General features: G+C 53.8%; 20 protein-coding genes. 11 read left to right on the top strand and 9 right to left on the bottom strand.

Going from position 1 to position 26,165, the window contains the following annotated elements; all coding sequences use genetic code 11:
- Positions 1–36 precede the first annotated feature (36 nt).
- Complete coding sequence (locus ACR0EO_RS01600; protein ID WP_480686649.1) at positions 37–1,200, bottom strand: pyridoxal phosphate-dependent aminotransferase; 1,164 nt, start codon at positions 1,198–1,200, stop codon at positions 37–39.
- Here ACR0EO_RS01600 and ACR0EO_RS01595 point away from each other — a divergent pair.
- Together ACR0EO_RS01595 and ACR0EO_RS01590 are read left to right on the top strand one after the other, a co-directional pair.
- Entirely contained in the window at positions 1,199–2,581 is a 1,383-nt protein-coding gene (locus ACR0EO_RS01595; RefSeq protein ID WP_480686648.1) for a M48 family metalloprotease, read from the top strand. The two genes, ACR0EO_RS01600 and ACR0EO_RS01595, sit on opposite strands and share 2 nt — an antisense overlap.
- Positions 2,578–3,336 carry a DsbA family protein gene (locus tag ACR0EO_RS01590; protein ID WP_480686646.1) on the top strand — a complete coding sequence of 253 codons (759 nt, stop codon included), beginning with the start codon at positions 2,578–2,580 and terminating at the stop codon, positions 3,334–3,336. The genes ACR0EO_RS01595 and ACR0EO_RS01590 overlap by 4 nt, the downstream gene beginning before the upstream one ends.
- Before the next feature lie 792 nt (positions 3,337–4,128).
- Here ACR0EO_RS01590 and ispG read toward each other — a convergent pair.
- The 3 genes from ispG to hemA form a co-directional block, all read right to left on the bottom strand.
- Positions 4,129–5,250, bottom strand: coding sequence for a flavodoxin-dependent (E)-4-hydroxy-3-methylbut-2-enyl-diphosphate synthase (gene ispG / locus ACR0EO_RS01585; protein ID WP_480686645.1), 1,122 nt, complete (start codon positions 5,248–5,250; stop codon positions 4,129–4,131).
- A 70-nt stretch (positions 5,251–5,320) separates the two neighbouring features.
- Positions 5,321–6,532, bottom strand: coding sequence for a helix-turn-helix domain-containing protein (locus ACR0EO_RS01580; RefSeq protein ID WP_480686644.1), 1,212 nt, complete (start codon positions 6,530–6,532; stop codon positions 5,321–5,323).
- Between the two features lie 128 nt (positions 6,533–6,660).
- Entirely contained in the window at positions 6,661–7,884 is a 1,224-nt protein-coding gene (gene hemA, locus ACR0EO_RS01575; protein WP_480686642.1) for a 5-aminolevulinate synthase, read from the bottom strand.
- Positions 7,885–8,218: 334 nt separating this feature from the next.
- Between hemA and ACR0EO_RS01570 the strand changes: the two genes are divergently transcribed.
- The gene (locus ACR0EO_RS01570; RefSeq protein WP_480686641.1) at positions 8,219–9,604 is read left to right on the top strand and encodes a M20/M25/M40 family metallo-hydrolase; all 1,386 of its coding nucleotides are present in this window, start codon (positions 8,219–8,221) and stop codon (positions 9,602–9,604) included.
- A gap of 53 nt (positions 9,605–9,657) precedes the next feature.
- Here ACR0EO_RS01570 and lpdA read toward each other — a convergent pair whose 3' ends face one another.
- Positions 9,658–11,052 carry a dihydrolipoyl dehydrogenase gene (gene lpdA / locus ACR0EO_RS01565; RefSeq protein ID WP_480686639.1) on the bottom strand — a complete coding sequence of 465 codons (1,395 nt, stop codon included), beginning with the start codon at positions 11,050–11,052 and terminating at the stop codon, positions 9,658–9,660.
- Positions 11,053–11,268: 216 nt separating this feature from the next.
- On the opposite strand from lpdA, the gene ACR0EO_RS01560 reads away from it, so the two are divergent.
- On the top strand, positions 11,269–11,703 hold the full coding sequence (locus ACR0EO_RS01560) for a hypothetical protein (protein ID WP_480686638.1): 435 nt from the start codon (positions 11,269–11,271) through the stop codon (positions 11,701–11,703).
- Here ACR0EO_RS01560 and ACR0EO_RS01555 read toward each other — a convergent pair.
- The 4 genes from ACR0EO_RS01555 to ACR0EO_RS01540 all read right to left on the bottom strand — a co-directional run bounded on the left by ACR0EO_RS01555 (position 11,700) and on the right by ACR0EO_RS01540 (position 18,245).
- The gene (locus ACR0EO_RS01555) at positions 11,700–12,278 is read right to left on the bottom strand and encodes a DUF924 family protein (RefSeq protein WP_480686637.1); all 579 of its coding nucleotides are present in this window, start codon (positions 12,276–12,278) and stop codon (positions 11,700–11,702) included. The genes ACR0EO_RS01560 and ACR0EO_RS01555 overlap by 4 nt on opposite strands.
- Positions 12,279–12,387: 109 nt before the next feature.
- Positions 12,388–13,659 (bottom strand): MFS transporter, encoded by a 1,272-nt coding sequence (locus tag ACR0EO_RS01550; protein WP_480686636.1) that lies wholly within the window; start codon positions 13,657–13,659, stop codon positions 12,388–12,390.
- A 114-nt stretch (positions 13,660–13,773) separates the two neighbouring features.
- Complete coding sequence (gene queA, locus ACR0EO_RS01545; protein ID WP_480686635.1) at positions 13,774–14,820, bottom strand: tRNA preQ1(34) S-adenosylmethionine ribosyltransferase-isomerase QueA; 1,047 nt, start codon at positions 14,818–14,820, stop codon at positions 13,774–13,776.
- 44 nt (positions 14,821–14,864) lie between these two features.
- Positions 14,865–18,245 (bottom strand): YhdP family protein, encoded by a 3,381-nt coding sequence (locus ACR0EO_RS01540; protein ID WP_480686634.1) that lies wholly within the window; start codon positions 18,243–18,245, stop codon positions 14,865–14,867.
- A 68-nt stretch (positions 18,246–18,313) separates the two neighbouring features.
- On the opposite strand from ACR0EO_RS01540, the gene ACR0EO_RS01535 reads away from it, so the two are divergent.
- From ACR0EO_RS01535 to ACR0EO_RS01505, 7 genes are all read left to right on the top strand, one after another.
- Positions 18,314–18,775 (top strand): peroxiredoxin, encoded by a 462-nt coding sequence (locus tag ACR0EO_RS01535; protein WP_480686632.1) that lies wholly within the window; start codon positions 18,314–18,316, stop codon positions 18,773–18,775.
- 83 nt (positions 18,776–18,858) lie between these two features.
- A complete protein-coding gene (locus tag ACR0EO_RS01530; RefSeq protein WP_480688212.1) occupies positions 18,859–19,539 on the top strand; it encodes a ferritin-like domain-containing protein in 681 nt (226 codons plus the stop codon).
- Between the two features lie 962 nt (positions 19,540–20,501).
- The gene (locus ACR0EO_RS01525) at positions 20,502–21,920 is read left to right on the top strand and encodes a tyrosine-type recombinase/integrase (RefSeq protein ID WP_480686631.1); all 1,419 of its coding nucleotides are present in this window, start codon (positions 20,502–20,504) and stop codon (positions 21,918–21,920) included.
- Entirely contained in the window at positions 21,917–23,494 is a 1,578-nt protein-coding gene (locus tag ACR0EO_RS01520) for a hypothetical protein (RefSeq protein ID WP_480686629.1), read from the top strand. Before ACR0EO_RS01525 ends, ACR0EO_RS01520 begins: the two co-directional genes overlap by 4 nt.
- Positions 23,491–25,581, top strand: a complete 2,091-nt coding sequence (locus ACR0EO_RS01515) for a hypothetical protein (RefSeq protein WP_170724862.1) — start codon at positions 23,491–23,493, stop codon at positions 25,579–25,581. Before ACR0EO_RS01520 ends, ACR0EO_RS01515 begins: the two co-directional genes overlap by 4 nt.
- On the top strand, positions 25,578–25,979 hold the full coding sequence (locus ACR0EO_RS01510; RefSeq protein ID WP_480686628.1) for a hypothetical protein: 402 nt from the start codon (positions 25,578–25,580) through the stop codon (positions 25,977–25,979). Before ACR0EO_RS01515 ends, ACR0EO_RS01510 begins: the two co-directional genes overlap by 4 nt.
- Positions 25,976–26,149 (top strand): hypothetical protein, encoded by a 174-nt coding sequence (locus tag ACR0EO_RS01505; RefSeq protein WP_480686627.1) that lies wholly within the window; start codon positions 25,976–25,978, stop codon positions 26,147–26,149. Before ACR0EO_RS01510 ends, ACR0EO_RS01505 begins: the two co-directional genes overlap by 4 nt.
- Positions 26,150–26,165: the final 16 nt, after the last annotated feature.

The following is a 26,165-nucleotide window of genomic DNA, read 5'->3' as shown; positions in this document are numbered from 1 at the left end:
ACTAGCCTATCTCACCCAAGCGCTTTTGTGAACGGTTTAAGCCTGTTCAGCGACTGTTCCCCGTTCAGCCACGAACTGCCTGAGCCTGCTTAAACCTTCCTCGATATCCGAAGACGAACGCGCGTATGAGAACCGCAGCGTCCGGTGCCCGCGCTCAGGATCGAAATCCAACCCCGGAGTTACAGCGACCCCGGCTTTCTCCAAAATCTCAGCAGCAAAAGCGCGACTATCATCTGTCAGATCAGAGACGTCAGCATACACATAGAAAGCGCCATCAGGCGGAGCGATGTTGGTGAAGCCAGCTTTTGGCAGCCCCTCAAGCATCAGCGCGCGGTTACGACGGTAGACGTCCAGATTGGCTTGCAGTTCATCATCACAATCCATCGCCGCCAAAGCAGCCACCTGACTGGCATGGGGCGCGCAAATGAACATGTTCTGGGCGATCCGCTCGACCACGCGCACCTGGTCCTCTGGCACCACCATCCAGCCAACGCGCCAACCAGTCATCGAAAAGTACTTCGAGAACGAATTGATCACAAAGCACTCATCGGTCAGCTCCAGCGCAGTGACGGCCTTTGCCTCATATTCCAGCCCGTGATAGATTTCGTCGCTGATAAACGACGCTCCCTGACCTTGGGCAGCATCAATCAGAGCGCCCATCGAAGAATGATTCAACATTGTTCCAGTCGGGTTGGCCGGCGATGCAACCATAAGCCCCTGTAAATCCAAACCAGAGAAATCGGCGGGCATAGGTTGCAGACGATTTTCTGGAGAAGTCGGCAAATCGACAGGTACCAGACCCAGAGCTTTCAGAATTTGGCGATAAGACGGATATCCCGGCGCCCCGATTCCTACCCGATCACCGCTGTCGAACAGCGCGGTGAAGGCCAAAAGGAATCCTCCGGACGAGCCCGGAGTAATCACCACCCTCTCAGGGTTAAGATCGACGTTGTACCATTCGCCATAGAGCCGCGCGACCCGCTGACGCAACGCGGGCAACCCCAACGCCACCGTGTAGCCCAAAGGCCCTTGCTCCATCGCTTTTGCAAGCGCCTCAACGGCACCCTTAGGCGCGCCGGTTCCAGGCTGGCCGACCTCCATATGAATGATGTGGCGCCCGGCGTCTTCGGCCTTTCGCGCAGCTTCCATCACGTCCATCACGATAAAGGGATCGACCTCGGACCGGGTTGAGTTTCGCATGTCCATCTCCCATGTTGCAGCCATGGCTTTTGAACGTGTATCCAGGCTGGCGTCAATCCCGGCCCTGTTGCTGGTTGCAGTGACATGGATGACAAGCGCTGTTCAATCCGCTGCTCAGGGGCTGATCCGCGACCCCGACATCGAATACGGCTTGCGCGAACTGGCCTTTCCAGTTTTACGCGCTGCTGGGCTGAACACGAACCGGGTGCGAATTCTTGTCGTCAACGACAGCACCTTCAACGCCTTTGTCATCGACTACAACGCAATCTACTTGAACTACGGGCTGATCCTGACAGTTGAAAGCCCCGAGATGTTACAGGCCGTCATCGCCCATGAAGCCGCACATATCGCTAACGGTCATTTGGCCCGCCGCGCCGAGAACCTCAGGGCTGCACAACGCAATGCGCAGCTGGGTACGGCGTTGGCGCTGGTCGCCGCAGCTGCAGGGGGTGGTGAAGCCGCAGCAGGAATTGCCGCTGGTGCATCATCGGCCGCTTTGCGCAGCTTTCTAGGTCACACCCGTGCCGAGGAGTCGTCGGCAGATCGCAGCGCAGCCAGCTATCTCAGATGGGCCGGTATATCCCCTAGCGGGATGGTTGCCCTGCATCAAAAATTCGCCGGTCAGGAATTGCTGAGCTTGGCCAACCAAGACCCCTACATGCGATCCCATCCCACCAGCCGAGAGCGTTTACGCGCGGCCGAAGCGTTTATGGAGGAGTTCGGTGACAAGTCGACGCCGAACGAAACCGCCGACTATTGGTTTGCCCGCACTAAAGGAAAACTGTCCGCCTTCCTCAGGTCTCCGACATGGACCATGCGGCGCGCGAAAGAGGAAAGCGCCGAAGATATCCGACTGATGCGTGAGGCAGCAGCCTATCACCAGAACCGAGACCTTGTTAACGCGCGTCGCTCTATCAACGGTGCATTGGAAATTCGCCCCGATGATCCGTTTTACTATGACCTAAAAGGGCAAATTCTTCTTGAAAACAGGCAACTACAGGGCGCTGTAGAGGCATACGAGAAAGCGGTTGAATTGGCTCCGAACGACGCTTTGATCCTCGCAGGATATGGCAGGGCATTGTTGGCTCAGGGGAAGACTAAGAACGCCCTGCAAGCGCTTGAAAAGGCACGCGCACGTGACTATCGAAACGTGCGGCTGATGCAGGATCTTGGTGTGGCATATGCCAGGGTTGGGAATACAGGAATGGCTTCTGCGGTAACGGCAGAGCGCTATGCCTTGCAAGGCCGGCTAGCTGATGCCGGCATCCACGCAAAACGAGCAGTCAGGCAATTGCCTGAAGGTTCACCGGGTTGGCAACGGGCGCAGGATGTGCTGATTGCTGCTGAAAGAATTGAGAAAAAGAAAAGGAAACGGAAATGATCCTAAGACACGCTGCACCGGCCCTTCTGGGTCTTTCCCTGATCACCGGCCCCGCGCAGGCGCTGGACCTGAACGCCATGAGCGACTCCGAGCGCGCGGAATTCGGGGCGCAGGTTCGGGAATACTTGCTGGAAAACCCCGAAGTGATCATTGAGGCGATCAACATTCTGGAACAGCGCAACGCCGTTGCCGAGGCTGCCGCGGACAAAGAGCTTGTAACCGCTAACACCGACGAGCTGTTCAACGATGGCTATAGCTGGGTCGGTGGCAATCCAGACGGCGACATCACCTTGGTTGAGTTCATGGACTATCGCTGTGGTTATTGCCGTCGCGCGGTGCCCGAGGTGGCAAGCTTACTGGCCGAAGACGGCAACATCCGGTTGGTGATCAAAGAGCTCCCTATCCTGGGTGAGGCCTCTGTCATGTCTTCTCGCTTTGCGGTCGCAACCAAACACGTCGCGGGCGATGATGCTTACAAGCAAGTACATGATGCGCTGCTTGAGTTCAGCGGTGATCCTTCCGACGTCACCTTGCGCCGAATTTCAGACGGCCTTGGGCTGGATAGTGATGCGATCTTGGCGGCGATGGACAGCGACCAGGTAACAGACGAGATCAACCGCACACGTGCCTTGGCGCAGCGGATGAAAATCTCGGGCACGCCGTCATTTGTTCTGGGTACTGAAATGCTGCGGGGATACCTGACTGCAGATCAAATGCTGCAAATTGCCCAAGGCGTACGTGCTGAGCAGGGCTAACCCGAAACGGAGGCGGAGATCCCGCCTCCCACCGCTCCTCTAAGAACGATGTGCGCCCTATCAATAGGGATAGGGTGCATCACACTTAAGCCAAACCGTCCATCGCGGTGTTCCATCCGATCGGAATTCCGCAGCAGGTACACGCGAACCTTTAACACTTGCAGGTATGACATCCCGCCCCTGTTTTCTGCTTTCAATCAATACAGCATTGATATCTTGCGGGTTTGTAATTCTGCGGACACCGTTATCCGGCGTTATTGGTCCTGACCTGCAATATGTCGAACGGGCGACTTGCTTAGCGACACCTAACGCGGCCTGAGAATCGCTCCCGTTGCGAAGTGAAACCGCAACCCGAGAAGCCAACGTCGGATCCGCCAAAACCTGCGACTTTCCTTTGGGGATTTTGGTTTGGCCACCTGGTGACAATGTAACAATTATGCTGGTCACAGTCCCATTGACGTTGTACGGCGCGAGATTGGCGGACAAATACCGCAACGGAGTCTTTGCGACCGCTTCTGGTATTGGCACGTATACGTAGGACGGCCGTTTATCCAATTCTCCCGAGCCAGTACTGCAAGCGCCCAAAAGAATGCTAGCAATTGCAGCTATGTATGATTTTAGCTTCATGAAACTGTGCCTCTAAACCAATCGAATTTAGAGGCTTTGTTCACGTTAATTTTGGCAAAAGCGTGACAGGCTATACGAGAACTTCCGGAAAGATAATCAGCTGCGGCGAGTATATGTCCGAACGGCAATTTCATGCATGCGGAGCAAAGAAACTCTCAGCGTTTGTTACTCTGCGGCTTCCGCCGCAGCATCCAGCTCTGCAGCCTTCTTCTCGACCTCTTCGACGATGTGGTCGATCATTTGGTCGTTCGACATTTTGTGGCTCGCCTTGCCTGCCAAATAGACCATGCCCGACCCTGCCCCACCGCCGGTAAAACCTACATCGGTCATCAAAGCTTCGCCCGGCCCGTTCACCACGCATCCAATGATCGACAGGCTCATTGGTGTTTTGATGTGTTCCAGTCGCTGTTCCAGCGTCTCGACCGTCTTGATCACGTCGAACCCCTGCCGCGCGCAAGACGGACACGAGATGATGTTGACGCCACGATGGCGTAGACCAAGAGATTTCAGGATCTCGTAGCCGACTTTCACCTCTTCGACCGGGTCGGCGGACAGGCTGACGCGGATCGTGTCACCAATCCCCATCCACAACAGATTTCCCAACCCAATGGCAGACTTGATTGTGCCTGAAACCAATCCCCCTGCCTCGGTGATACCAAGATGAATGGGGGCGTCAGTTGCTTCAGCAATACCCTGATATGCAGCTGCTGAAAGGAAGACGTCACTGGCCTTGACGCTAATTTTGAAGTTGTGGAAGTCGTTATCTTCCAGAATACGGATGTGCTCGAGTCCGCTTTCGACCATCGCTTCTGGGCACGGCTCACCGTACTTTTCGAGCAGGTGCTTTTCCAAGCTGCCTGCGTTCACTCCGATCCGGATGGAACAATTATGGTCACGCGCAGCATTGATGACTTCCTTGACCCGCTTTTCATCACCGATATTGCCCGGGTTGATCCGCAGGCAGGCCGCACCGGCCTCGGCTGCTTCAACACCGCGACGGTAATGAAAGTGGATGTCAGCAACGATCGGCACAGGGCTTTCGCGCACGATTTCTTTTAGGGCCTTCGATGACGCTTCATCTGGGACTGAAATCCGTACAATATCCGCCCCTGCCTCGGCTGCCGCTTGTACCTGAGCGACAGTCGCTGCCACATCGGTTGTCAGAGTATTCGTCATAGTCTGTACCGCAATCGGGGCATCGCCTCCGATGGCAACGTCCCCGACCATGATCTGACGGGATTTACGGCGATAAATATTGCGCCACGGACGAACGTGATTGAGCGACATGGGAGCGGGTCCAAGACAGCCTGAGTTGGGTTTTAAATAGTCCGCCTACCGGGGCATCGCAATGGCTAGATCACTCAGCCGGTGCGTCTGTTACTTCGGCCTGGAGTTCCGCGACCAATTGTTTCAGGGCGCTGTTCTGCTCCGCTTCCAGGTCCGCAACCGCATAGACTTCGGCAACTGCGTCTTTGGACAGCACGACGCCCTTGGCAACGGTTCCGGGCGCCCCGGCCGGACCATAGTGTTCGCCGTTCATCGAGAAATATACGGAACCTGAAGCACCCGCGCGAAGCTGAGGTGGCTCTTCAGTCAAAGGTACTTCGAACACGCTGCCCTGCTCGACTGTGCCAAGCGTACCTTCGAATATGATGCTGCCATCTGCGGCAGTCACACGCATCCATGCAGGGTCAACGGCGACGATTTTGAGAGTCGTATCAATCTGCTCAACCACCTGCGGCAACGCCTGACGCTCAACTGTGTGAACTTCGGCCACTTCGACCTGAGGCAGTTCTTGTGGGCGGAATGTCCCAACCGTGCGCGGATCCAAGGTCGAAATCGGCGCGTCCCGAGCAACCAGTACCGGAACGTCCAACGCCTGAGGGCGATAGAGCCGGTCCAACGCTTCTGCACTTGGCGTTTCTACGGCTGCCAATTCTGTGTCGACCGAATTCCGAGCAGCGTCCAGCGGGTCAAGATCAGACAAAACGACCGGCGCCTGTTCAACCGGGCTAACCTGCACTTGTTGAATCTTGTTCAACACGGCCCACCCCCCGTATCCGATACCGCAAATCACGGCCATCAGTACAAGCGAAGATCCTATGGCGCGTGGTTCAATCTGGCTGACCAGAGACTCACGACCAGGAATGTATGGTGTGTTGGGTGAGATAAAGGGATCGCGTCCCATCGGACCACGTGCAGGCAAATCGCCAGAAGGCTTTCGCACGACAGAGGCCTCTGCAGACATGCCATGCGCAACCTCAAACCCACTTTCCCTGCAGAAAACCGCGAAAGTTTCGTCAGGGTTCATACCCAGATATCGGGCGTAAGAACGCACATACCCGGCGATAAAGCCGGGTGTGTCAAACGCTTCTGGATCGGCGTCCTCGATTGCAGCGATGTAGTTGGCTTTGATCCGCAGTTCCCGTTGCACATCCAAGAGAGACTTGCCCATGGTGGCACGCTCACCGCGCATCTTGTCACCCAAGCGCACCTCATAGTCGTCATAGCCCTTTGGCCTAACGTCAAGATCACCTTCGGAATCGCGCTGAGATCTGCGCCCAATCATCCCTGCTGCCCCATTCTGCCTATGCGTGTTTCACGCTAATGGCGAATCATTCCCATAACGATTCGTCCATTACTTTTGTTAGCGTAAGCTTAACACGCGACAAACTCGTTGCACACTTTAGCGTGAGGTTAACCTGCAAGTTCGGCGCGATTTAGCGCACAATGTGACCAAAGTTCGTCCATAGCTTGTACCAGACGGTTCATTTCGTCGGGTCCATGCACCGGTGAAGGTGTAAAGCGCAGACGCTCAGTTCCGCGCGGAACAGTGGGGAAGTTGATCGGTTGAACGTAGATTCCAAAATCATCCAGCAGTTTGTCGCTGAGAATTTTGGTGTGAACAGGGTTTCCAACAATAACGGGAACGATGTGGCTGCCGTGATCAATCAGCGGCAAGCCCATTCCCTTTAGGCGCAGCTTGAGAATTTTAGCCTGCGTCTGATGCTGTTCGCGCAGTTCTGGCGCAGTCTTAAGGTAGGCGACTGATGCCGCCGCACCCGCAGCTACCGCAGGCGGTAGCGAAGTGGTAAAGATGAATCCCGGCGCATAAGAGCGCACGGCATCACACATTTTCTCACTGGCCGCGATGTAGCCACCCATCACGCCATAGGCTTTCGCCAGCGTGCCGTTGATGATGTCGATGCGGTGCGCCAGACGATCACGCTCGGTCACACCGCCGCCGCGCGGACCGTACATGCCAACTGCGTGCACTTCGTCGATATAGGTCAGTGCGCCGAATTCGTCGGCCAGATCGCAAATCTCTTCGATCGGACCAAAGTCGCCATCCATGGAATAGACCGACTCAAACGCGATCAACTTTGGCGCTTTGGGATCGTCAGCTTCCAGAAGTTCGCGCAGATGCTCTACGTCATTGTGGCGGAAGATACGCTTGGCGCCACCGTTGCGGCGCACGCCCTCAATCATCGAGGCATGATTCAGCGCATCAGAATAGATGATCAGACCGGGGAAAAGCTTTGGCAGAGTGCTGAGCGTCGCGTCATTGGCAATATAGGCGCTGGTGAACAACAGAGCAGATTCTTTGCCGTGCAGGTCAGCCAACTCAGCTTCAAGCTGCTTGTGGTAAACCGTGGTGCCCGAGATATTGCGCGTACCGCCCGACCCTGCACCGGCGGCATCAACAGCTTCGTGCATCGCGTTCAAAACGACGGGGTTTTGCCCCATGCCCAAGTAGTCATTGCCACACCAAACGGTGATGTTTTGCTGCGACCCGTCAGGGCGCGTGCGCACGGCATGCGGAAAGTGGCCGTTCCGGCGTTCGATATCGATGAAGGTCCGATAGCGTCCTTCGTCATGCAGCCTGGCAATCGCTGTATCGAGCTGAGCAGTATAGTCCACCAATGTCTCCTTGCATGCCCGGCCTTGTTCGCGCTGAACCGGACGTCTTTAGCGGCACCATAACAGAAGAGTCCGCTCTGGCACCAATGCGTTTCCTCTTACCCCCAAACATATAGACGACAAAAGCAAAGCATATTTGATTTGCATCAAATATCCGCTCTACGCCACCTCGACAAGTAAACTTACGGCTATAGGGCGTGGGGAAACGACGCAGGGTTGTCGGCGCGCGTATCCATCCTTTGCATATAATACCTGATTTACGGCAAAGCGCACTGGACGGCACTGTTGGCGCTGATAGGGTTCGCGCAAACATTTACCCAATCAGGAGCCCCCTATGTCGCTGGACGCTGTTCTGAACCGCATCGATTCTGATCTGCAAACCTCGATCGACCGACTGATGGAACTGCTGCGCATTCAATCCATCTCGACGGACCCGGCCTATAACGCTCAGGTCGATCAGGCCGCCGACTGGCTGGTCGCCGATCTAAAGAGCATTGGCATCGCAGCGGAAAAACGCGAGACAACCGGCCACCCCATGGTCGTCGGCCATATCGGAGAGGACACCGACACGCCGCATGTCCTGTTTTATGGCCACTATGATGTGCAGCCAGTTGATCCAATTGAGCTATGGAATCGCGATCCATTCGACCCTGCCATTGAAGAGACCGAAAACGGCCCGGTCATTCGTGGTCGCGGTTCGTCAGATGACAAAGGCCAGCTTATGACCTTTGTCGAGGCCTGCCGGGCATGGAAAGCCGTGCATGGCACCCTTCCCTGTCGCATAACCTTTTTCTTTGAAGGAGAAGAAGAGTCGGGGTCTCCGTCTCTGGTTCCATTCCTGCGGGAAAACGCTGCTGAACTAAAGGCCGACTTAGCTCTGGTCTGTGATACCTCGATGGTATCACGCGGCGTTCCGTCAATTGCGTCACAGCTGCGCGGAATGCTCAAGGATGAGTTCACCGTTATCGGCCCTCGGATTGACCTGCATTCGGGCCACTACGGCGGCCCCGGTCTCAACCCGCTGCGCGAACTTTCCAAGATTGTAGCCTCGTTCTATGACGACGAAACCGGTCGCGTCGCTGTCGAAGGCTTTTACGAAGGTGTTCACGAAGTACCCGCCGAACAACTGCGCCAGTGGGAAGGTTGTGGGTTTGATGAGGCTGAATACCTGAACTCTGTTGGCTATTCACAGCCCCACGGTGAAAAAGGCTATTCGACACTGGAACAGCAGTGGGCACGCCCGACACTTGAGGTGAACGGCCTTTGGGGTGGTTACAACGGAGCGGGATCGAAAACAGTGATTCCATCTCAGGCTCACTGTAAAATCACTTGTCGCCTTGTCGGAGATATGGATCCCGACGCCCTGCGCGATAAAATTCGAAAGCACGTGGAAGAACGCCTTTCACCAGACGCTAAAGTTGAGTGGGACAACGATCTGGAGGGCTCTCCCGCCTCGGTCATGAACCTCGACCGCCCCGAATTCGAAGCTGCGCGCGGCGCATTGTCTGACGAGTGGGGACGCGAGGCCGTCTTTACCGGTATGGGTGGTTCGATTCCGGTCGTGGGCTACTTCAACACTGAACTCGGTTTGGATTCGATGCTGGTCGGTTTTGCCAACGATGACGATGCCATCCACTCACCGAATGAAAAATACGACGTGAAGAGCTTTCACAAGGGCATTCGCTCGTGGGCTCGCATCTTGGAAGCACTGACACGCTAAAGAAAAAAGGCACCGCCGGATTGGCGGTGCCTTTTTTTGAGTGGTTTCACAAATTACATGTGAATGACCTTGCCGTAAGCGTCCAGAACGCTTTCGTGCATCATTTCCGACAAAGTTGGATGCGGGAAGACCGTGTTCATCAGGTCTTCTTCAGTAGTCTCCAGCTGACGCCCAACCACATACCCCTGGATCAATTCGGTAACTTCGGCACCAATCATGTGCGCGCCCAAAAGCTCGCCCGTTTTGGCATCGAACACTGTTTTGATCAGACCCTCAGGCTCGCCCAGAGCGATGGCCTTGCCGTTGCCGATAAATGGGAAGCGACCTACTTTTATGTCATACCCAAGCTCTTTGGCCTTCGCTTCGGTATAACCGACCGAAGCCACCTGAGGCTGACAATAAGTACAGCCCGCGATGCTTTCAGGTTTCACAGGATGTGCGTGTTTGCCGGCGATCAGCTCAGCAACCATGACACCTTCGTGGCTTGCCTTGTGTGCCAACCAAGGTGCGCCCGCAATGTCACCGATCGCATACAGTCCATCGACGCCAGTGCGACAGAACTCATCGGTTATGACATGGGTCCGGTCAATTTTAACGCCCAGAGCCTCAAGCCCTAGGTTTTCGACATTGCCAACAATCCCAACAGCCGAGATGACAGTGTCAAAGTCGTGTTTCTCGACCTTGCCTTTCACTTCGATATGAGCGGTGACCTTACCTTTGGCGCGATCCAGTTGCTTGACCATCGCTTTTTCCATGATGGTCATGCCTTGCTTGGTGAAGGCTTTCTTAGCCAAACCGCTAATCTCAGCGTCTTCAACCGGCAGCACACGGTCCATAACCTCGACCACAGTCGTATCTGCGCCAAGCGTGTTATAAAAGCTGGCAAATTCGATACCGATGGCGCCAGAGCCGATGACGAGCAGCTTCTTAGGCATCCGCGGCGGTTGCAGCGCGTGCTTGTAAGTCCAGACCAGATCACCATCCGCCTCAAGACCCGGCAGTTCGCGCGCCCGTGCACCAGTGGCTAAAACAGTGTTCTTCGCGGTCAGCTCTTCGGTTCCCTTGTCGGTTTTAACCGTAACCTTGCCCTTGGCGGGGATCGTGGCCTCACCCATCACCACGGTGACTTTGTTTTTCTTCAGCAGGTGGCCGATACCCCCCGAAAGTTGCGCCGCTACACCGCGCGAGCGTTTGACCACAGCGTCTAGATCATAGCCGATCTTGTCAGCCTTCAGGCCGAAATCCTTGGCGCGCTCCATAAGGTGGAAGACTTCGGACGAACGAAGAAGTGCTTTGGTTGGAATACAGCCCCAGTTCAAGCAGATACCGCCAAGGTGCTCACGCTCTACGACGGCTGTCTTCAGACCTAACTGCGCCGCTCGGATTGCGGCGACATACCCCCCAGGACCGGCGCCGATTACGATCAGATCAAAAGATTGTGCAGCCATGTTTCCCTCTCGGCCCAGGTCGATTGAAAATTTAGTTTACCGTTAAACTATTTTCCACAACGCATCAACAGGCCTTCCCCGCGACAAAAGCGACGCAAGGTCAATGGCAGCAGTTTCTGCAGTTTTCAGCCTATACCGAGCACACTTCTATGGCTAGAACATAGATACCGGGCACCCCCGGTCATCTTTAAACACAAGTCATTCGAAAGGCTTACCATGGCCAAAACGCTCAAGGACCTGCTGCTCGCCTTGCTGAACGCCACTCTCATTCTGGTCGCGTTGTGCTTATTTCTGGGATGGAAGCTTGCCTCAACGGTAGAAGATGTCACCACAGTTTTCAGCGAAAAGGTTCAGGTTGTCGCGCCTTTGAAGGGTGAAGTTCAGGGCCTGCGTGGCGAACTGACTGCGCTGCGGAGTGATCTGGCGTCCCTTCAACCGAGCGACCTTGCGGACAACAGTGTCGCTGCTCAAAAGGTTATGAACGCTTTGGATAAGCTCGAAGCACTCGAGCAGAAAATGCAGAAAACTCAGTCACGGATTGCTGAGATAACAGAAGCACCAGACGAGTTGATAAATACTGCAATAGAGAACTCGGCCGACGTCGTCGCCGACCGGATCATTGCCATTCGCGGATGCGTGCCGGCGTCTTAGCCAGCAGCCTGCAGTTCGCGAACTGTTGAGCCGTATCCACCCATGTCGACATAAGCCGCTTCGTGTTGGGTCATCGGACGTTCAAGCGCTTCGTTGCGATATGGGAAGCGTCCAAACTTGCGAATGACCTCACGATGCGCCCGAGCATGCAAAAGATTGCCCGAGTTCTTGTCGCTCATGTTCTGACACATGAGACGCACACAGCGTTCCTGATCGCACAGGTTTTCCGAGTGCATCATCGGCAGATAAAAGAACTGTCTCGCGGGCTCGTCGATCTTCAGATCCCAGCCCTTATCAACTGCACATTTTGCAGCCGACAATGCTGCGCGATCTGAGGCAAAAGCCTTTGCGCTGCCGCGGAACATGTTGCGTGGAAACTGGTCCATCAAAATGATGTAAGCCAAGGCGCCACTTGGATATGTCAGCCAAAGAGAAAACTTGCCCTCGTTAGCTACTTCCCAAGTTTTCAGAAACCTTTCGCGAATCTTCGCGTCCAGTTCGTCATCCTGCAGGTACCACCCCTCGGGACCGACCTCATCTAACCAGAAACTCAATACGTCTTCAGGCCCTACCATTGCCCTCACTCCGTCGTGTTGCCCTCCCCAGGGACGTAAGGTCATTTAAAGCCGTTTTACAGATTTGTAACAGTAAAAAATTGCAACACTTGCGACATAATCCTGTGTTTTAGGCCACATCTTGCGTTTCTTGCTCCGCTTCGGCGGCCTCGATGGCCACTTCTTGCGCAACTTCGAGCGCAACCGGTGACGCTGTCGGATAAAACGGAGACATCGTTCCGGTTTCGTCAACCGGGATCGCAGCACGCTGTGTGGTGCGATATAGGGCGTATGCCGCCATTATAACCAGCAGCGCAGCGATGAACAAAAAGAACCCTGAGGGACCAAAAACAGCGTCCCCCATCAGCCAACCGGTGATCAGGGGGCCGGCGATGGCCCCAAGGCCGTTGATGAACAGCAAACCACCCGAAGCAGCGGCCATATCCTCATGCTCCAAAAAGTCGTTCGCGTGAGCGATCAAAAGTGAGTACAGCGGGTTCGACATCCCGCCGATCACAAAGGCCGAAGCCAAGAGCAACGGGAAAGTAAACCCGAACAGCATGCCCACGACGGCGGCGCAGGCCCCTACCCCTGCAACAAGCATGATCAAGAAGCGACGGTCCATGCGATCGGACATCCACCCCAGCGGGTATTGCAGGACCAAAGCACCGACATAGAAAGCAGCGATAAAGGTTGAAATTTCGACCAGAGAAAGACCTGCTCGCGCGCCGTAAACCGATGCCATACCGAACTGAGCTGAGAAAACGCCCCCAAGTAGGAACATGCCGACGCAGCCCAACGGCGAGCTATTGAACAACTCCCGGAGTGTCATCGGTTTGGTTGTGTCGAAGGCGGGTGTAGGTGAGATCGACAAAAGGATTGGCGCAAACGAGACCGAAACCAGAATGGATGCGATCACAAAGGTATCGAACCCTGCCGGATCACTCAGTACGACAAGACCTTGCGCACTGATAATACCAGTCATCTGGAAGATCATGTAGAGCGACAGAGCCTGACCGCGGTTTTCGTTACTGGCGGCGTTGTTCAGCCAGCTTTCGGCAGTCACATACACTCCGGAAAAGCAGAACCCGATAACGAAGCGACCCAAGATCCATACGAACGGGTTGGTCATCAACGGATACAGGATCATAACCGCAGAAATGAACGAGGCTAGTGCCGCGAACACGCGCACATGTCCAACCCGTCGGATCATCTCAGGCGCAAGGCGTGAACCGCCCAGAAAACCCATGAAGTACGCCGACATCACGAACGACATCTCAAGGGTTGAGAAACCTTCGATCTCCCCGCGGACACCAAGAATGGTGCCCTGAAGACCATTACCGACCATCAGCAGGCCAATACCAAGAAGAAGCGCCCATGCGCTGGAAAGGACCTGAAGCATTGAGGCCTCCGAAAAATTTGCCGACCGGACTTAAGGATTCGTTTTGATATGAAACACGGCTCTGGTCATGCTTGTCTACGACATAGCATTGACTCGATCCCGACATCGCGCCCCTTAAGGGATTAAAAGCGACGCATCTCCATAAGAGAAGAACCGATATTTCTGTGTGATCGCATGCTCATACACTTCGCGCATCCGTTCCTGACCCATCAAGGCCGAAACCAGCATCAGCAGCGTCGACTTGGGCAGATGGAAATTTGTCATCAGCGCATCGGTGACGTGGAACTGGAAACCGGGATAGATGAAAATATCCGTCTCGCCTTCCCACGGCTCGATCTGGCCTGAACGCGCCGCGCTTTCGATCAATCGCAACGCAGTTGTTCCAACAGGAATAACTCGACCTCCGGATTCTTTGGTTGCGCGTATTTCCTCAGCGGCCGTGACGCTGACCCTGCCCCATTCCGCATGCATCTTATGAGTGGTTACATCTTCGACCTTTACTGGCAGGAAGGTGCCAGCGCCCACATGCAGGGTTACGTGGCTAAAAGTAACTCCGCGCTCCTGAAGCGCCTGCATCAGCGTTTCATCAAAGTGCAAAGAGGCGGTAGGAGCTGCTACGGCCCCGGAATTGCGCGCCCAGATCGTCTGATAGTCGGTTTTGTCCTGTTCATCGGCCGGACGTTTGGCAGCGATATAAGGTGGCAAAGGCATCGCGCCGGCCTGTTCCAGCGCAGAATCGAAATCCTCCCCCTTAAGGTTGAACCGAAGATAGGCTTGCCCATCGGCGACGCGTTCTAGCGCGGCATTAAGATCCGCTGAAAACTCAATCTCTTCACCCAGCTTAACCTTTTTGAGCGGTTTAATGAGCGCGGCCCATGTCCCATCAGCCTGAGGGTCCAGCAAGGTCGCCTCAATCGCTGCCGACACCGGGCCCTGTGCGCTGTCGCGATGACGGCGGCCATTCAGTCGCGCGGGAATAACCCGGGTGTCATTCAGCACCAATCGATCTCCGGGCTGCAGCCAATTTGGGAGTTCAAAGACCTGCGCATCTGACACAGCATCACCGTTCGCCACCAACAGTCGTGCGGACGAGCGCGGGTTCGCCGGCCGAGTGGCAATCAGGTCTTCGGGCAAGTGGAAATCAAAATCGCTGAGTTTCATGCGCGCGCCTTACATGGCCCCGTCAGATTCGGCCACATCCCAGTTCACCGATCTGTTTGCGGCGAGCCAAAAGATTGCTTTGGCTCGTCCGGTTTGGGGCGCTGTGAATTCGGCCCATCAGTGACCGTCGGCGCCGGACTGCGAAGCAAATTTCGAAGGAACAAAGGCGCAAGCCCTGAAAGCGGGTTCACAGACACCTTTGGTTGGGTCAGCGGCCCTTTCAGGGTGTAGTTAAAGCCGATCACGCCCTCACCTTTCTTGGTAAATACACTCCCGATTGCGTTGACCAGATAGATCGGGGAAATCGCGCCTCGTAGGTTCAAAATCCCAGAGACAGTGTCGACCGTACCGTCAAACGAAAGGCCCATAGAAGGCCCGATGGCACTTCCGCTTAGGACTTTGATTTCGGTTGGGGTGACCCGCATCCGGCTCTCAATGGTTGAGAAAAAGATGCCCTGACCTGCCATTTCGTTCAAAAGACCAACCAGGCTGATGGCGTTCAACAATGCCGCCATCGCAGGAGCATCCTTAATGCGAGTATTGGTGATTTTCAGGATAACGTCATAAGTCCCGGGGCCGGCCACGGGTTCAAGCTGCAGGTTCATGGACCCGCCACGCGCTTGAGTGATCACTCCTGCCGACCGCAAAACGGCCCCAGCATCGCCGGAAGTCAGAGTTACCGCGCTGCGACCTGCGCGCGGAGTGACCTGTCCGCGAACCGGGGCACCCCCATTTACGCGGGCCGAGAATGAACCATTTACGCCACCGGTCGTTTGGAACGCACCGGAAAAGCCCGTCAAAGCCACGGTTTCCGTAACTTGCAAGCGATCTAGGGCCACGTCCAACTTGGGCCCAACACCCGAGCCGCCACCGCCGCCGCCCTCACCGAACGTCGAACGCCCTAGGTTCATGACGCCCCCCAGCACTCGGATATCAGGCACCGCTGAACCCCGGTTAATCAGTTCTGCCGGGACCGCCAGCCAATTGCCCAAGTCAAACGAACTGAACTGCACGCGGTCAAAGTTCCCATTGGCAAAGGAAATTGAAGCCGTTGTTCTCAGGCCCGCCGCGTCGAGTTTTAGCTCGTCGACTTTCAACCCATCGCCCAACGTTGCAGCGGCTGTAAGGGTTCCTTTGGTGTTCGCCCCCTTACGCCATCCCAACTCGGGAATGGCCAGAACAACGCCGGAAAGGTCGGACGACGCTGTCAGTTTCGGCGGCTCTCCTGCGCCAATTCCCAGCGTAATGTCTGCGCTGCCTTTCCCGGTTAACATCCCTTGGGGCAACCCGGCCTTTAGCTCGGTCATCAACTGGGGTGAGAGCTCGATTTGCCCCGTCAATTGGCTGCGCTGTGCTTCGGTGCCCCCGATTGGCTGCCGCCAGGTGGCTTGCATCGGAACATCTCCGAACAGACCTTGCCCACCAACCTCAACTTCGGTTTGGTCACCACTCAGGTTCAACCGATCTGCACTGACGAAAAATCCTGGGACGAGCCTGTCGCTTTGCACATTGTCGATCTCCCCAAGAAAATGGAACTCCGTTTCCTCGAACTTCAGCCCCTTTTTCATGGGTATGGCCAGAGTGCCGGAAAGGCTCACCTGACCTGAGGCCAAGTTAACTGGCAGCCCCGCCTTGCTCAACAACTCGAGAGGAGGACGGTCCAGCATAGACAATGCCGCGGTCGTACTGCCGCGGGCACTAATCCGAGTGATCGAGGGGGCAACACCTCGGATAGCTGAGTCCGGAATGATGAAAGATGTACCAGACGCATCAATGGCTCCTCCTTCATCAGCAACAACTACGCCAGCCTCCGCTGTCGCGGTAAAACGACTATCAATAAGGCTTGCTTGCCCTTGCGCGTTTTCAATGGGCGGCAAAGTCTTGGCAAATCTGATCTTCGCCTTATCGAAACCAAAATCGAGATAAATGTCGGGTTTGCTTCCTGGTTCTAGGCGCAAAGCAAAATCGACGTTGGAAAAATGACCTTCATACAGGTTTTCCGCCACCCATTCCCGGGGTTTGGGCGCTAAGAGTTCAGGCCAGTAGTTCAGCAGCTGATCCGAGCCCATACTATCGAGCTGTGCATCCAATCCAGCTGCCCACCCCTCCGGTTCACCAAGCAGGTAGCCAGTAGCTAGTAATCTATGACCAGCGTCCTGTACTGTCATCTGCCCGAGTTGCAGCTCGAACGGAGCCAGTTTCATCTGTACATCCAAATCCGCGCTGGCCAATTTCAGCGGCTCGGGAAACAGATTAGCTGGATTGATATTGATACTGCTAAGCTTCAGCTGTGCAGTCAGGCTTTCCAGTGCACCGTTTTCGATGCCCTCAAGGAAAGCTTTGCCCTCTGCCTGAACGGCCCCCCATTCAGAAACAACCGATACCTCGTTGAAATTCAACTCTTTTCGCAGAGGATTGTAAGCAAAATATGTTCTGGCTGATTCAAACGGGATCGGGCGCGTTTCCTGCGTAGGCTGTACGGCACCCGCACCCAGATTGAGCGTCGCGTAAACCGGCCCAAGAGCGCCGTTGCCGTTAATGCTCCCTCTGAGAGCCCCTGATATCGGTGCTTTGAGAACCTGTAGCCAAGAAAGGGCCAGGCTTTGGCTGGCAAGATCCTCGGCCGGGAGATCTGTGATCGAGACACCAAAGCTCGCGCTGGGAGTGCCGAGAACACTGGTATAGTTCGCCTCGATCAAGCTTGCGTAATCTCGACCAGTAAGAACGGAAAATCCGGTGGACAGGCGCATCTCGTCCCCGGATCGGTTAACCGTGATATGCCCGCCGTCAAATACCCAAGCCCGCCCGAGACGCAGGTCCTGATAATCGAGCGTCAGGGATTCCAATTCGACAGACCTTAGCCCGGACAGGATTGGCGACAGAAAGACATCATCTGACGCCTCGATCAGCTGCGCCAGATCTGGTGCTTCCTGCACCGGAGCACTCCCTGAACCGACAGTCAGAGAGAGCGCACCATCCAAGCCTCGGGTCAAAGCAATCTGCGCATCCCGCAAGATAATACGACGAGGTCGAATTTGTCCCCGCAACAGCCCTCGCATGGATAACCTTGTTCGCAGATCAGCAACCTGTGCGATTTGCTGTCCGGCTGCGTCGCTGATGGTCACATCCGTCAGCCGCAATCTGGGGCGCCATTCCTCATTCACAATGAAACTGGCGTCGCCAAATCGGAATTTCAGACCACCAAGGCTTTCCTCCAAACGTTGCTCGACCCGTTTGGTGACCCATTCGGGCGCGTGCACATTCTGGCCGAACAAGAACAACCAGCCCGCAAAGACCAAAAGTCCCATAAGCAGCACGGTCCAGATAGAAAAATGCGCAGCTATTCGACGGCGCGAACGGCAGCGCCGAGGTTTCTCGGGCTGCTTCGCACTTTGATCTTCGTGCTGCACCAATTTTCTATCCACGCCTTTCAACCCGCTCGTACCGCCCTATTATGCCGGGCAGCCCTTAAAAAACTTTAGCGGAGTTTCCAATGCCCGACGTTTCAGACATCGCCCCTGATTTCACTTTGCCCCGCGACGGAGGCGGCGAGGTCACACTCTCTGACCTGCGCGGTAAAACCGTCGTTCTTTTTTTCTATCCCCGTGATGATACGCCGGGCTGCACTAAGGAATCCATCGGTTTCTCGGAACAACTTCAAGCCTTTGCAGATGCAGGCGCACAGGTTTTCGGGATCTCGCGTGATAGCGTCGCCAAGCATGACAAATTCGTCGCCAAGCACAGCCTGACGACACCATTGCTATCTGACGAAGGTTCCACGGTTTGCGAGGACTATGGCGTTTGGGTTGAAAAGAACATGTACGGTCGCAAGTCGATGGGGATAGAGCGTTCGACCTTTATCATCGATGGTGAGGGTAAAATCGCCAAGGTTTGGCGCAAGGTCAAAGTCCCCGGGCATGTCGACGAAGTGCTGGAGAGCGTGCGCGCAATCTGAGCCCTTCAACACGGTCGCCATCCGGTCTAAGACCCTCTCAACGTAACGAGCGGAGAAATCTGGTGTCAAAAACACTGACCCAAATGGCGACCGAAGTTTTGACCACGGCTGACGGGCGGGCAAAGACAAAACTGTCCAAACGTCATGCCGAGGCGTGGTTTGCCTCGCGCAAGGGCGAGGCCCCGACGATTGAAATCGGAACAGCGACACCTCCACTGCAACCGGCGCGCCCGGACCAACCTGAGCTACTCTCTCCGCGTGAAGTCCCCAAACGTAAGCCGGGAACCGAGGCTGGCCGTATCGCTCTTTTACATGCGGTGGCACATATTGAGCTGAACGCTGTCGACCTACATTGGGACATCATCGCCCGCTTCGGCCACGTTTCGATGCCAATCGGCTTTTACGATGATTGGGTCAAATGCGCCGAAGAAGAATCGCGCCATTTCGATATGGTCTGCGATTGCCTTGAACAGATGGGCAGCCATTATGGCGCCCTACCCGCCCATGCAGGGATGTGGCGCGCTGCCGAAGACACTGCCGAAGACTTAATGGGGCGCCTTGCTGTCGTTCCTATGGTGCTTGAGGCACGCGGACTGGACGTGACCCCTGGCATGATCGACATCTTCCGCAAAGCCAAAGCAGAACAGGCTATTGCAGCTTTAGAGGTCATCTACGCCGAAGAAGTTGGCCACGTGGCTTATGGGTCGAAGTGGTTCCATTTATATGCCAACCATTTCGTTCCAGAGGAAGCTTCGAGCACCTAAATTCTTGTAAATTATTTAAAATATTCTCATCAGGTCAGGTTCTCTCTTCAAAAGACTTGCTCCATCACTTGGGATTACAGAACAAGTATTTTTCGGATGGAACTTTCGAAATGTGCCCATGTTCAAATATGCAGCGCCTATAAAAATATAATTTTCACAATGCTTTACAAGATTTGACGTTTTGGAAACAAAAATGACCGACAGCACTCAATGCCAATTAGTTAGGTGCTCGTTGCTGACTAGATTTGACTTACAGTCACGGACGGAGACTCAGATGGTCCCAACTACTTCAGGTGTCTTCATTTCTGGACTGCCAACGGCGGTATGTTTTCCGACCACTGGGAGGCGTAATACCCGGCCATTTCAGAGTGACTGGCACCTTGGCACGCGCGCTCTCCAAATAGCTGGCGTGTGCCGAGGTGCCTTGGTCCGTCAGGACCAATCGAAATTCCATTTCAAGAGTCGTCTTTGAGCTGATTTGCCTGCTCTGCGTCAAGCTATAGCTGTCATCGTTCACCTTAAGAATTCTGACATGATTGGTAAGCCTGCTGAGGCCGCTTGGACCCGTGCCTCCTAGTTGGTTTGGCTGTCGAGGTTGTTCCCTTCGATCACTTGCAGTTGCGGGCTCTCCGGTGATTCGCAGCGCTGGTCAAAACTGGCGCCGACAATGCTTAAAAAAGCGTTAGACCGGCAAAAAAATTTTAGGGGCCTCATCGCCAAGAATAGACATTCGTAGGGCACTATCGCCTTTCTACTCTTATTTTATCCTTGGAACCAAGAACAGCCCTCTCATCTATCCATTAAGGAGCAAGAATAGTATAAGCGTCTGTTCTTGCTAAATATTTTAGACACCACCAAGCGCGAGAAAGTTGAAGATTGGCCCCCATTCGAGTATCGTTTGGAGACCATCCACTGCCTCGGAGAAACCCTTGAAGCCCATTTCAACAATAGGCCGACAACCTGTGAAAAAGACTCAAACTCGAGCTGGCGAAACCCGGTTTTCGATTTACCGTGAAGATGGCAGCATCGCTCTGTGGCCTTGGGCTTGGGTTGTCAGCGAGACACGTCAGCGGAACTACACCCCTGATACTATTTCCACTCGACTGTCTCACATCACCATTCTCGAACTTTGGGCAATTCACCGAGGTATCGACCTTTACACCATCATGCTAGATGGAGAATGCCTGAGCTTAGAGCAAGTCGCAGACTTAAACTACTTCCTGAATTTTCAAATCCAGGATTTGCGTAAGCTGGCGTGGGTTTTGCCCATGAATGAGCAAAAGTTTCTTACCAGGTGTCTGGAAGAGCGAAGCGTTCAAGCTGGCACAATAATCCAACGGCAGATTGGTATTGAAGAATACCTCCATTGGCTCGGCGAATATGGCAATCGCTTGCTTCGAAAAAAGCCAAGTCCAGGATCCGGACGGAAACTGTGCCGTCGCAAACAACTCTTGGAACCAGCGATCAAGCTAAGTGACGGCGGCTACCACACAGCGCCGGGGAGTTATGCGCATTACTTTCGAAAGGTTCGCAAAGGTATGCCACAAAGCCGCATCAAGGCATACGATCATGAGGAAGCTGCTGACCGCTTTTACCTATGGTTAGCGATATGCAATCCGTATGATGTTTGGCCTAAGAACCGAATTCGAGCACTACGAAACTACCTAATTTTATTGATGTTTGCCGAACTTGGTTTGCGCGCTGGCGAGTTGGGTCAAATGAAGACCGAAGATTATAAGAGCGAAGATGATTTGATCGAGGTCGTTCGCCGCCACAACGACCCAGAAGACCCTAGGAAACGTCAGCCAAACGCAAAGACCTTCGACCGAAAAATCAGTTTGACAGCGTCGCCGTTGCTGATCGAGACCCTCGATGAATGGATGGATGCGAGGGACGACATCGATTTTCAAAGCGGCCGAAACTCAAATTCCTTCATGTTTGTCAACTTGGCTCGTGATCCCGCTGAGTATGGCAAGCCCATGTCCAAGACCGCAATTGACGATGTGTTCAGAGACGCCTCCAAAGCAGCTGGAGTTCGAAAACTGACGCCGCACCCTATGCGACACAAGAAGGCTCGAGAAATGGCCAAGCATCTAAACGAACGTGGAACCAGCGGCGAAGAAGCTCGAAGGGTCTTCACCTATCACTTTGGATGGTCGCAAAAATCTCACATGATCTCTCGCTATCTCGGAGGAGAGTCCGACATTGGCGCGGCTAAAAGTATCCGAACGATCTGGGCGGAACAGGAAGCTCGAGCCGCTGCCAAAGACACGGAATCCCTCAACATAATTGGCTCAGAAACAAGTGAGTACATTAGCCTGCTCGTTCACCGCGAAAAGTTGGCCGAAGAAGCCGCGACCAAGAAGAAAGAAAAGAAATGAACAAGCACAAACCGTGCTCTCACGGCATTCCAGCACTGCGCCCAACCAATATCCGCCGAGCTGCCAATGGTGAAACTTTCGATATTACTTCCGATTACTGGGAGGTAAGTGCAACAGGGAGCATCGCTAAATTCAATTTTGAGTGGTGTACTGAGGTTTTGTCGCCGTTGATGAAAAACGCGCTCAAGGAGGTAGTAGCTTACCGGCTTGAGTCCAATCTTGCATCGACGATTAGTGGAGAGTTAACAGCCTTCAAACGGCCGTGCCTCTGGATTCAAGCGCAAGCAAACAGTCCAGTTGCCAATATCAGTTTAGAAGATGTGTTGGCGTATCGTTTGGACGGCGGAACTAAAAACGATTATTCGATGAGGAACCTTGTTGCCACGTGGCTCGATCTTGGGTTCACAGGCATAAAAAAGGAAGCGGCTGATTTTATTAATAAAATCCCTCCGCAGAGTAATGAGAAAACTCACATTCTAACTCTTGATCCGGTATCCGGACCATATCTGGATGGCGAAATCGCAATTGTGGATCGCGAACTGCAAGTCGCGTACGAAACGGGTGAAATCAACAATGCTCAGTATGTGTTGGTTCAGATGTTTCGACTTTATGGGCAGCGATCAAGCATGGTGGCGAACCTGAAACTCAGGGACGTTAAGACCCCGAAACACCATGGAGAGGAAACCTCGGTTAGATTTGAAATCCTGAAACAGAAAGGGAGCCAAGCCCAAAGGTTTGGCCCAAAGCGCCCTGCACCGATGCTGTTTACGCACGCATTAGAAGCTTATTTGGACGAATTGACAGGGGAAACTGCTGCTTCTGAGTGGGATGAAGATCAACCGTTATTTAGGGCAAAGACTGATGTCTTTTTGACCAGGAGACATGCAAACGACATACGACGGTCCACGAAGGTTAAAGGTCAAATTGCGGTGGGGTACAAAGCCCACATGACAGCCGAAAGAGCTAGAGCACGGTATCAAACTATCCTAGCCAGTTTGCGCATTATAAGCCCTCGCACGGGCGAGCCAATGGTGTTTAACCAGTTGAGGGAAAGGCACACAATCGCGACAATTATGGCGATGCGAGGATGTACGGCGGAAGAAATCGCGGCATGGCTACATCATACAAGCCCTGGAAGCTGCGAAGCCTACATCGAACTAGCCTCGCGGCATCATCAGCTCATGAGTAGTCTCCTTGACGGTAAGATGGTGCACGTCGCCGGTAGGTTCTTGGGCCAAGTGATCGAAGATAACCCTGATGACTTCGAGGTCGGTTCGGTTATCACAGCGACCGAAGCTGACGGCGCTCCTGATCTGGGTACATGCGCTTCTGGAGGTTGCAGCGCGTTGGATAGCCTCGCGGCGCCATATGCATGCTTTCTCTGCCGCCATTTCAATCTCTCAATTGAATCCGAGCTTGACCCGTTACTGCGCCTTCTAGCTGGCAGAAAGGCAGAAGCTAAAATGCATGGCGATGACGAATATTCTCGAGAACTTAATCGGCACATTGCTGCGATCTTCGCTGCTAAAAAATCGCAGCATCAGGCGCGCAAAGAAAGGGAGAGCACCGCATGACTTTTCATTTCAAGTCGAAACAACAGATTTCAGTTGAAGAATACATCGCAAAGGCCAAGAAACTGTCGATCCTTGACCCCCGTGTCGAGGGACATGTCGTTTGGGACAGTGCCACTTGGGACATCACTGCTTTTGTAAAACGGACAAGGAATTCCAAAGGAGAAACGATTGGTTTCCATCATGCGGATCGATTGCGGTCCCGCGCGAATGATCCCGAGTTCGCAATGAACTTGCCATTTGGTGACTTTGCAAAGGCATACTTCGCCTTTCAACTCAATGAAAACGCCACAAAAACAGGAAAATTTAGAAAATCCAATGTCTTTGGTCACAAAGTGAAGTTCTGCCGCATCTTAGACCGCGTTCTCGAAAGCCGAGGACTTCCCGGCCGCCTAGACCTTATAGCAAAGTCAGACCTGAACAAAGTCGTCGAGATAGCGAGTAAATCGCATAAGCGTAAGGCTGCGGAGACCATGCGATCTATTGCGAGAGTGTTGGAGGACGCGGGCATCGCGCATGACTTAAAGAGCTGGTGGCATCCAGAACTCCAGGACAAACGCTTTCGGAGCAGAGTGAATGAGGACTTTCTCCGAAAAAACTTGACCGAGGAGGAAGTGTCATGCTTGGGAGAAGCCTTTCACCGGGCAAAAACGCCGCGAGATCAAGTCGCTATGGGCATTGTCGCACTTTTGATGTGTGCCCCCTCTCGAAAAGAGGAAGTCTTCATTCTACCAGCCAAGGTTCAGGCTTTGGATAACCCGGGCGAAGGTTACGTCAACCCAGATGTGCCCTTCAACGAAGATTGTCGTTTCAAGGCTGGCCTCAGGTGGTGGCCAGTAAAAGGCGGCAAGCCTATGATAAAGTTTGTTCCGAAAGAAATGGTTCCGGTTGCTAAGTTGGCACTCGAAAGGATTTGTGAACATACTGAGAAAGCGCGCAAGTTAGCAAAGTGGATGATGGAGAACCATGGTAGGGTTTTTGTACCTGAGAATCTTCAACATGTTCGGGCCACCGGCGAAATCACACGTTCAGAGCTAGAAGAATTTCTTGGTGTCGATGGAAATTTTTGGCTTCAGTCCAGGCGCATCCTAGCAGCCAAGTATAGGACCGGCGAAAACGGAAAACCCATAGCTGTGTACGACTTCGCTCAGGTTGAAGAGAAGTGTTTGGCCGAAGCACCCGACGGTTTGCCAGTACTCAGCGAATTGTCTTCTGTAGAATACTCCGAGGCGCTGTGCGTCTGTTTGAAAAACCAATTTGCTTACAATGCTGAAGCACGGCCTTACATGATAGAAGCGTTAAGTAGTGATGTGGTCGACCTCGTCCTATCAGGCAGGCCAGAAAGATCTAAAAAGAGTGGCCAAACTCAACCTGCGGTTCCCTCCATTTTCGAGCGTTTCGATATCCGGTTAAAGAACGGTAAGTACCCCAAAATCACTACACACCAAATGCGCCATTACCTAAACACAATGGCTCAACGCGCCAACGTTCCCCAATCGCACATAGCCTACTGGAGTGGGCGTGCGAACGTAATGCAAAACCGAAATTACGACCACACAGACAAACTTTATCAAGTCGAACAAATAAAGCGCGGTGGCAAGGATGAGAACCTACCGGCAATCAGGGTCGTGGACGACTCGGATGTCGAAAATGCGGCCTACGAAACTGCAAACCTGAAGATGCATCTTCTTTCGACGTTATTCGGATATTGCAATCGTCGCTTCAATCAAGAGCCGTGCGACCGAGCTGGTGCCTGTAGAACATGCACTAGGCTGGTATGCCTAGGCGGTTCCAAAAGAGCCGCTGATCAGCTCCTTAGAGATGCGGAAAGAGATCAGAAATCTCTTGAGACCCTGCGTGCTCGCCAGGCTAAAGGAATGCGGGTCAATGAAAAAACCATAGAAGCTATCGAACATAGTCACGCTCGTAGCCAGGCTCTCGCTGAGGCCGTTATGGATCCGGCAAACGAAGGGACTCTGATCCGCAATACCGACCTCGGCCCATTGATCGAGTTCAGCCACGCTGAACGGATCATCGACAAAAAGCTGGCAGAGCTTGAAACCTCTCGAACCACGAGGAATTTGACGTGAAGCTTACGGCCGAAAAAGTGGATAAAATTTTGGTCCTGATTAGTCAAATGAGGGGCGAAATCACCCAATCCAAAATACATGTCAAAGTTGAATCCAAAGTTGTCAAAATCTCACTTAAGCAGTTGTTCAAACACCCTCTCATCCATGCGGCCTACCTAGACAAAGCGGCAGCCTTCTCGCGCAAAAAAGAGACAGATAAAGGTAAGAAGACCCGAAAGGCACCAAAAAACGCCGCTGCAATAATGGAAGAACAGCAGAAAAAGATCGCTCGACTCGAAGAGAAATTAGACGTGATCTTGTCAAACGCGGTGGCACAAGGGGTTGATCCTCGCTTGATGAAGCAACCGCTTAACGTCTCTAGACTTGGGAATACCTACCCAGAGGGACGCAGAAAATGAGTCGCAGCATGGCCGATGCTGCGCGATGCCCCAAAGACTGCAATGCGCAGTATGCGGACTTTGCAAAGTCTTTGGTACGGGTCGCAACAGAAGCCTATTTTCGCAGTATTGAACAAGTGCCCATTCTGCGGATAACTCTGTTGTGTTCTCCTATTTCGATGTCGCGCTGATACTGACAATTGTTCA

It is taken from the genome of Ruegeria sp. BE9 (assembly GCF_056538765.1).
This window is presented reverse-complemented; position numbering and strand designations above follow the sequence as displayed.

Coding starts and splice junctions, on each gene's coding strand:
- ACR0EO_RS01595 (WP_480686648.1), top strand. CDS start 1,199: ATGTCCATCTCCCATGTTGCAGCCATGGCTTTTGAACGTGTATCCAGG.
- ACR0EO_RS01600 (WP_480686649.1), bottom strand. CDS start 1,200: ATGCGAAACTCAACCCGGTCCGAGGTCGATCCCTTTATCGTGATGGAC.
- ACR0EO_RS01590 (WP_480686646.1), top strand. CDS start 2,578: ATGATCCTAAGACACGCTGCACCGGCCCTTCTGGGTCTTTCCCTGATC.
- ispG (WP_480686645.1), bottom strand. CDS start 5,250: ATGTCGCTCAATCACGTTCGTCCGTGGCGCAATATTTATCGCCGTAAA.
- ACR0EO_RS01580 (WP_480686644.1), bottom strand. CDS start 6,532: ATGATTGGGCGCAGATCTCAGCGCGATTCCGAAGGTGATCTTGACGTT.
- ACR0EO_RS01570 (WP_480686641.1), top strand. CDS start 8,219: ATGTCGCTGGACGCTGTTCTGAACCGCATCGATTCTGATCTGCAAACC.
- lpdA (WP_480686639.1), bottom strand. CDS start 11,052: ATGGCTGCACAATCTTTTGATCTGATCGTAATCGGCGCCGGTCCTGGG.
- ACR0EO_RS01560 (WP_480686638.1), top strand. CDS start 11,269: ATGGCCAAAACGCTCAAGGACCTGCTGCTCGCCTTGCTGAACGCCACT.
- ACR0EO_RS01555 (WP_480686637.1), bottom strand. CDS start 12,278: ATGGTAGGGCCTGAAGACGTATTGAGTTTCTGGTTAGATGAGGTCGGT.
- ACR0EO_RS01550 (WP_480686636.1), bottom strand. CDS start 13,659: ATGCTTCAGGTCCTTTCCAGCGCATGGGCGCTTCTTCTTGGTATTGGC.
- queA (WP_480686635.1), bottom strand. CDS start 14,820: ATGAAACTCAGCGATTTTGATTTCCACTTGCCCGAAGACCTGATTGCC.
- ACR0EO_RS01535 (WP_480686632.1), top strand. CDS start 18,314: ATGCCCGACGTTTCAGACATCGCCCCTGATTTCACTTTGCCCCGCGAC.
- ACR0EO_RS01530 (WP_480688212.1), top strand. CDS start 18,859: ATGGCGACCGAAGTTTTGACCACGGCTGACGGGCGGGCAAAGACAAAA.
- ACR0EO_RS01520 (WP_480686629.1), top strand. CDS start 21,917: ATGAACAAGCACAAACCGTGCTCTCACGGCATTCCAGCACTGCGCCCA.
- ACR0EO_RS01515 (WP_170724862.1), top strand. CDS start 23,491: ATGACTTTTCATTTCAAGTCGAAACAACAGATTTCAGTTGAAGAATAC.
- ACR0EO_RS01505 (WP_480686627.1), top strand. CDS start 25,976: ATGAGTCGCAGCATGGCCGATGCTGCGCGATGCCCCAAAGACTGCAAT.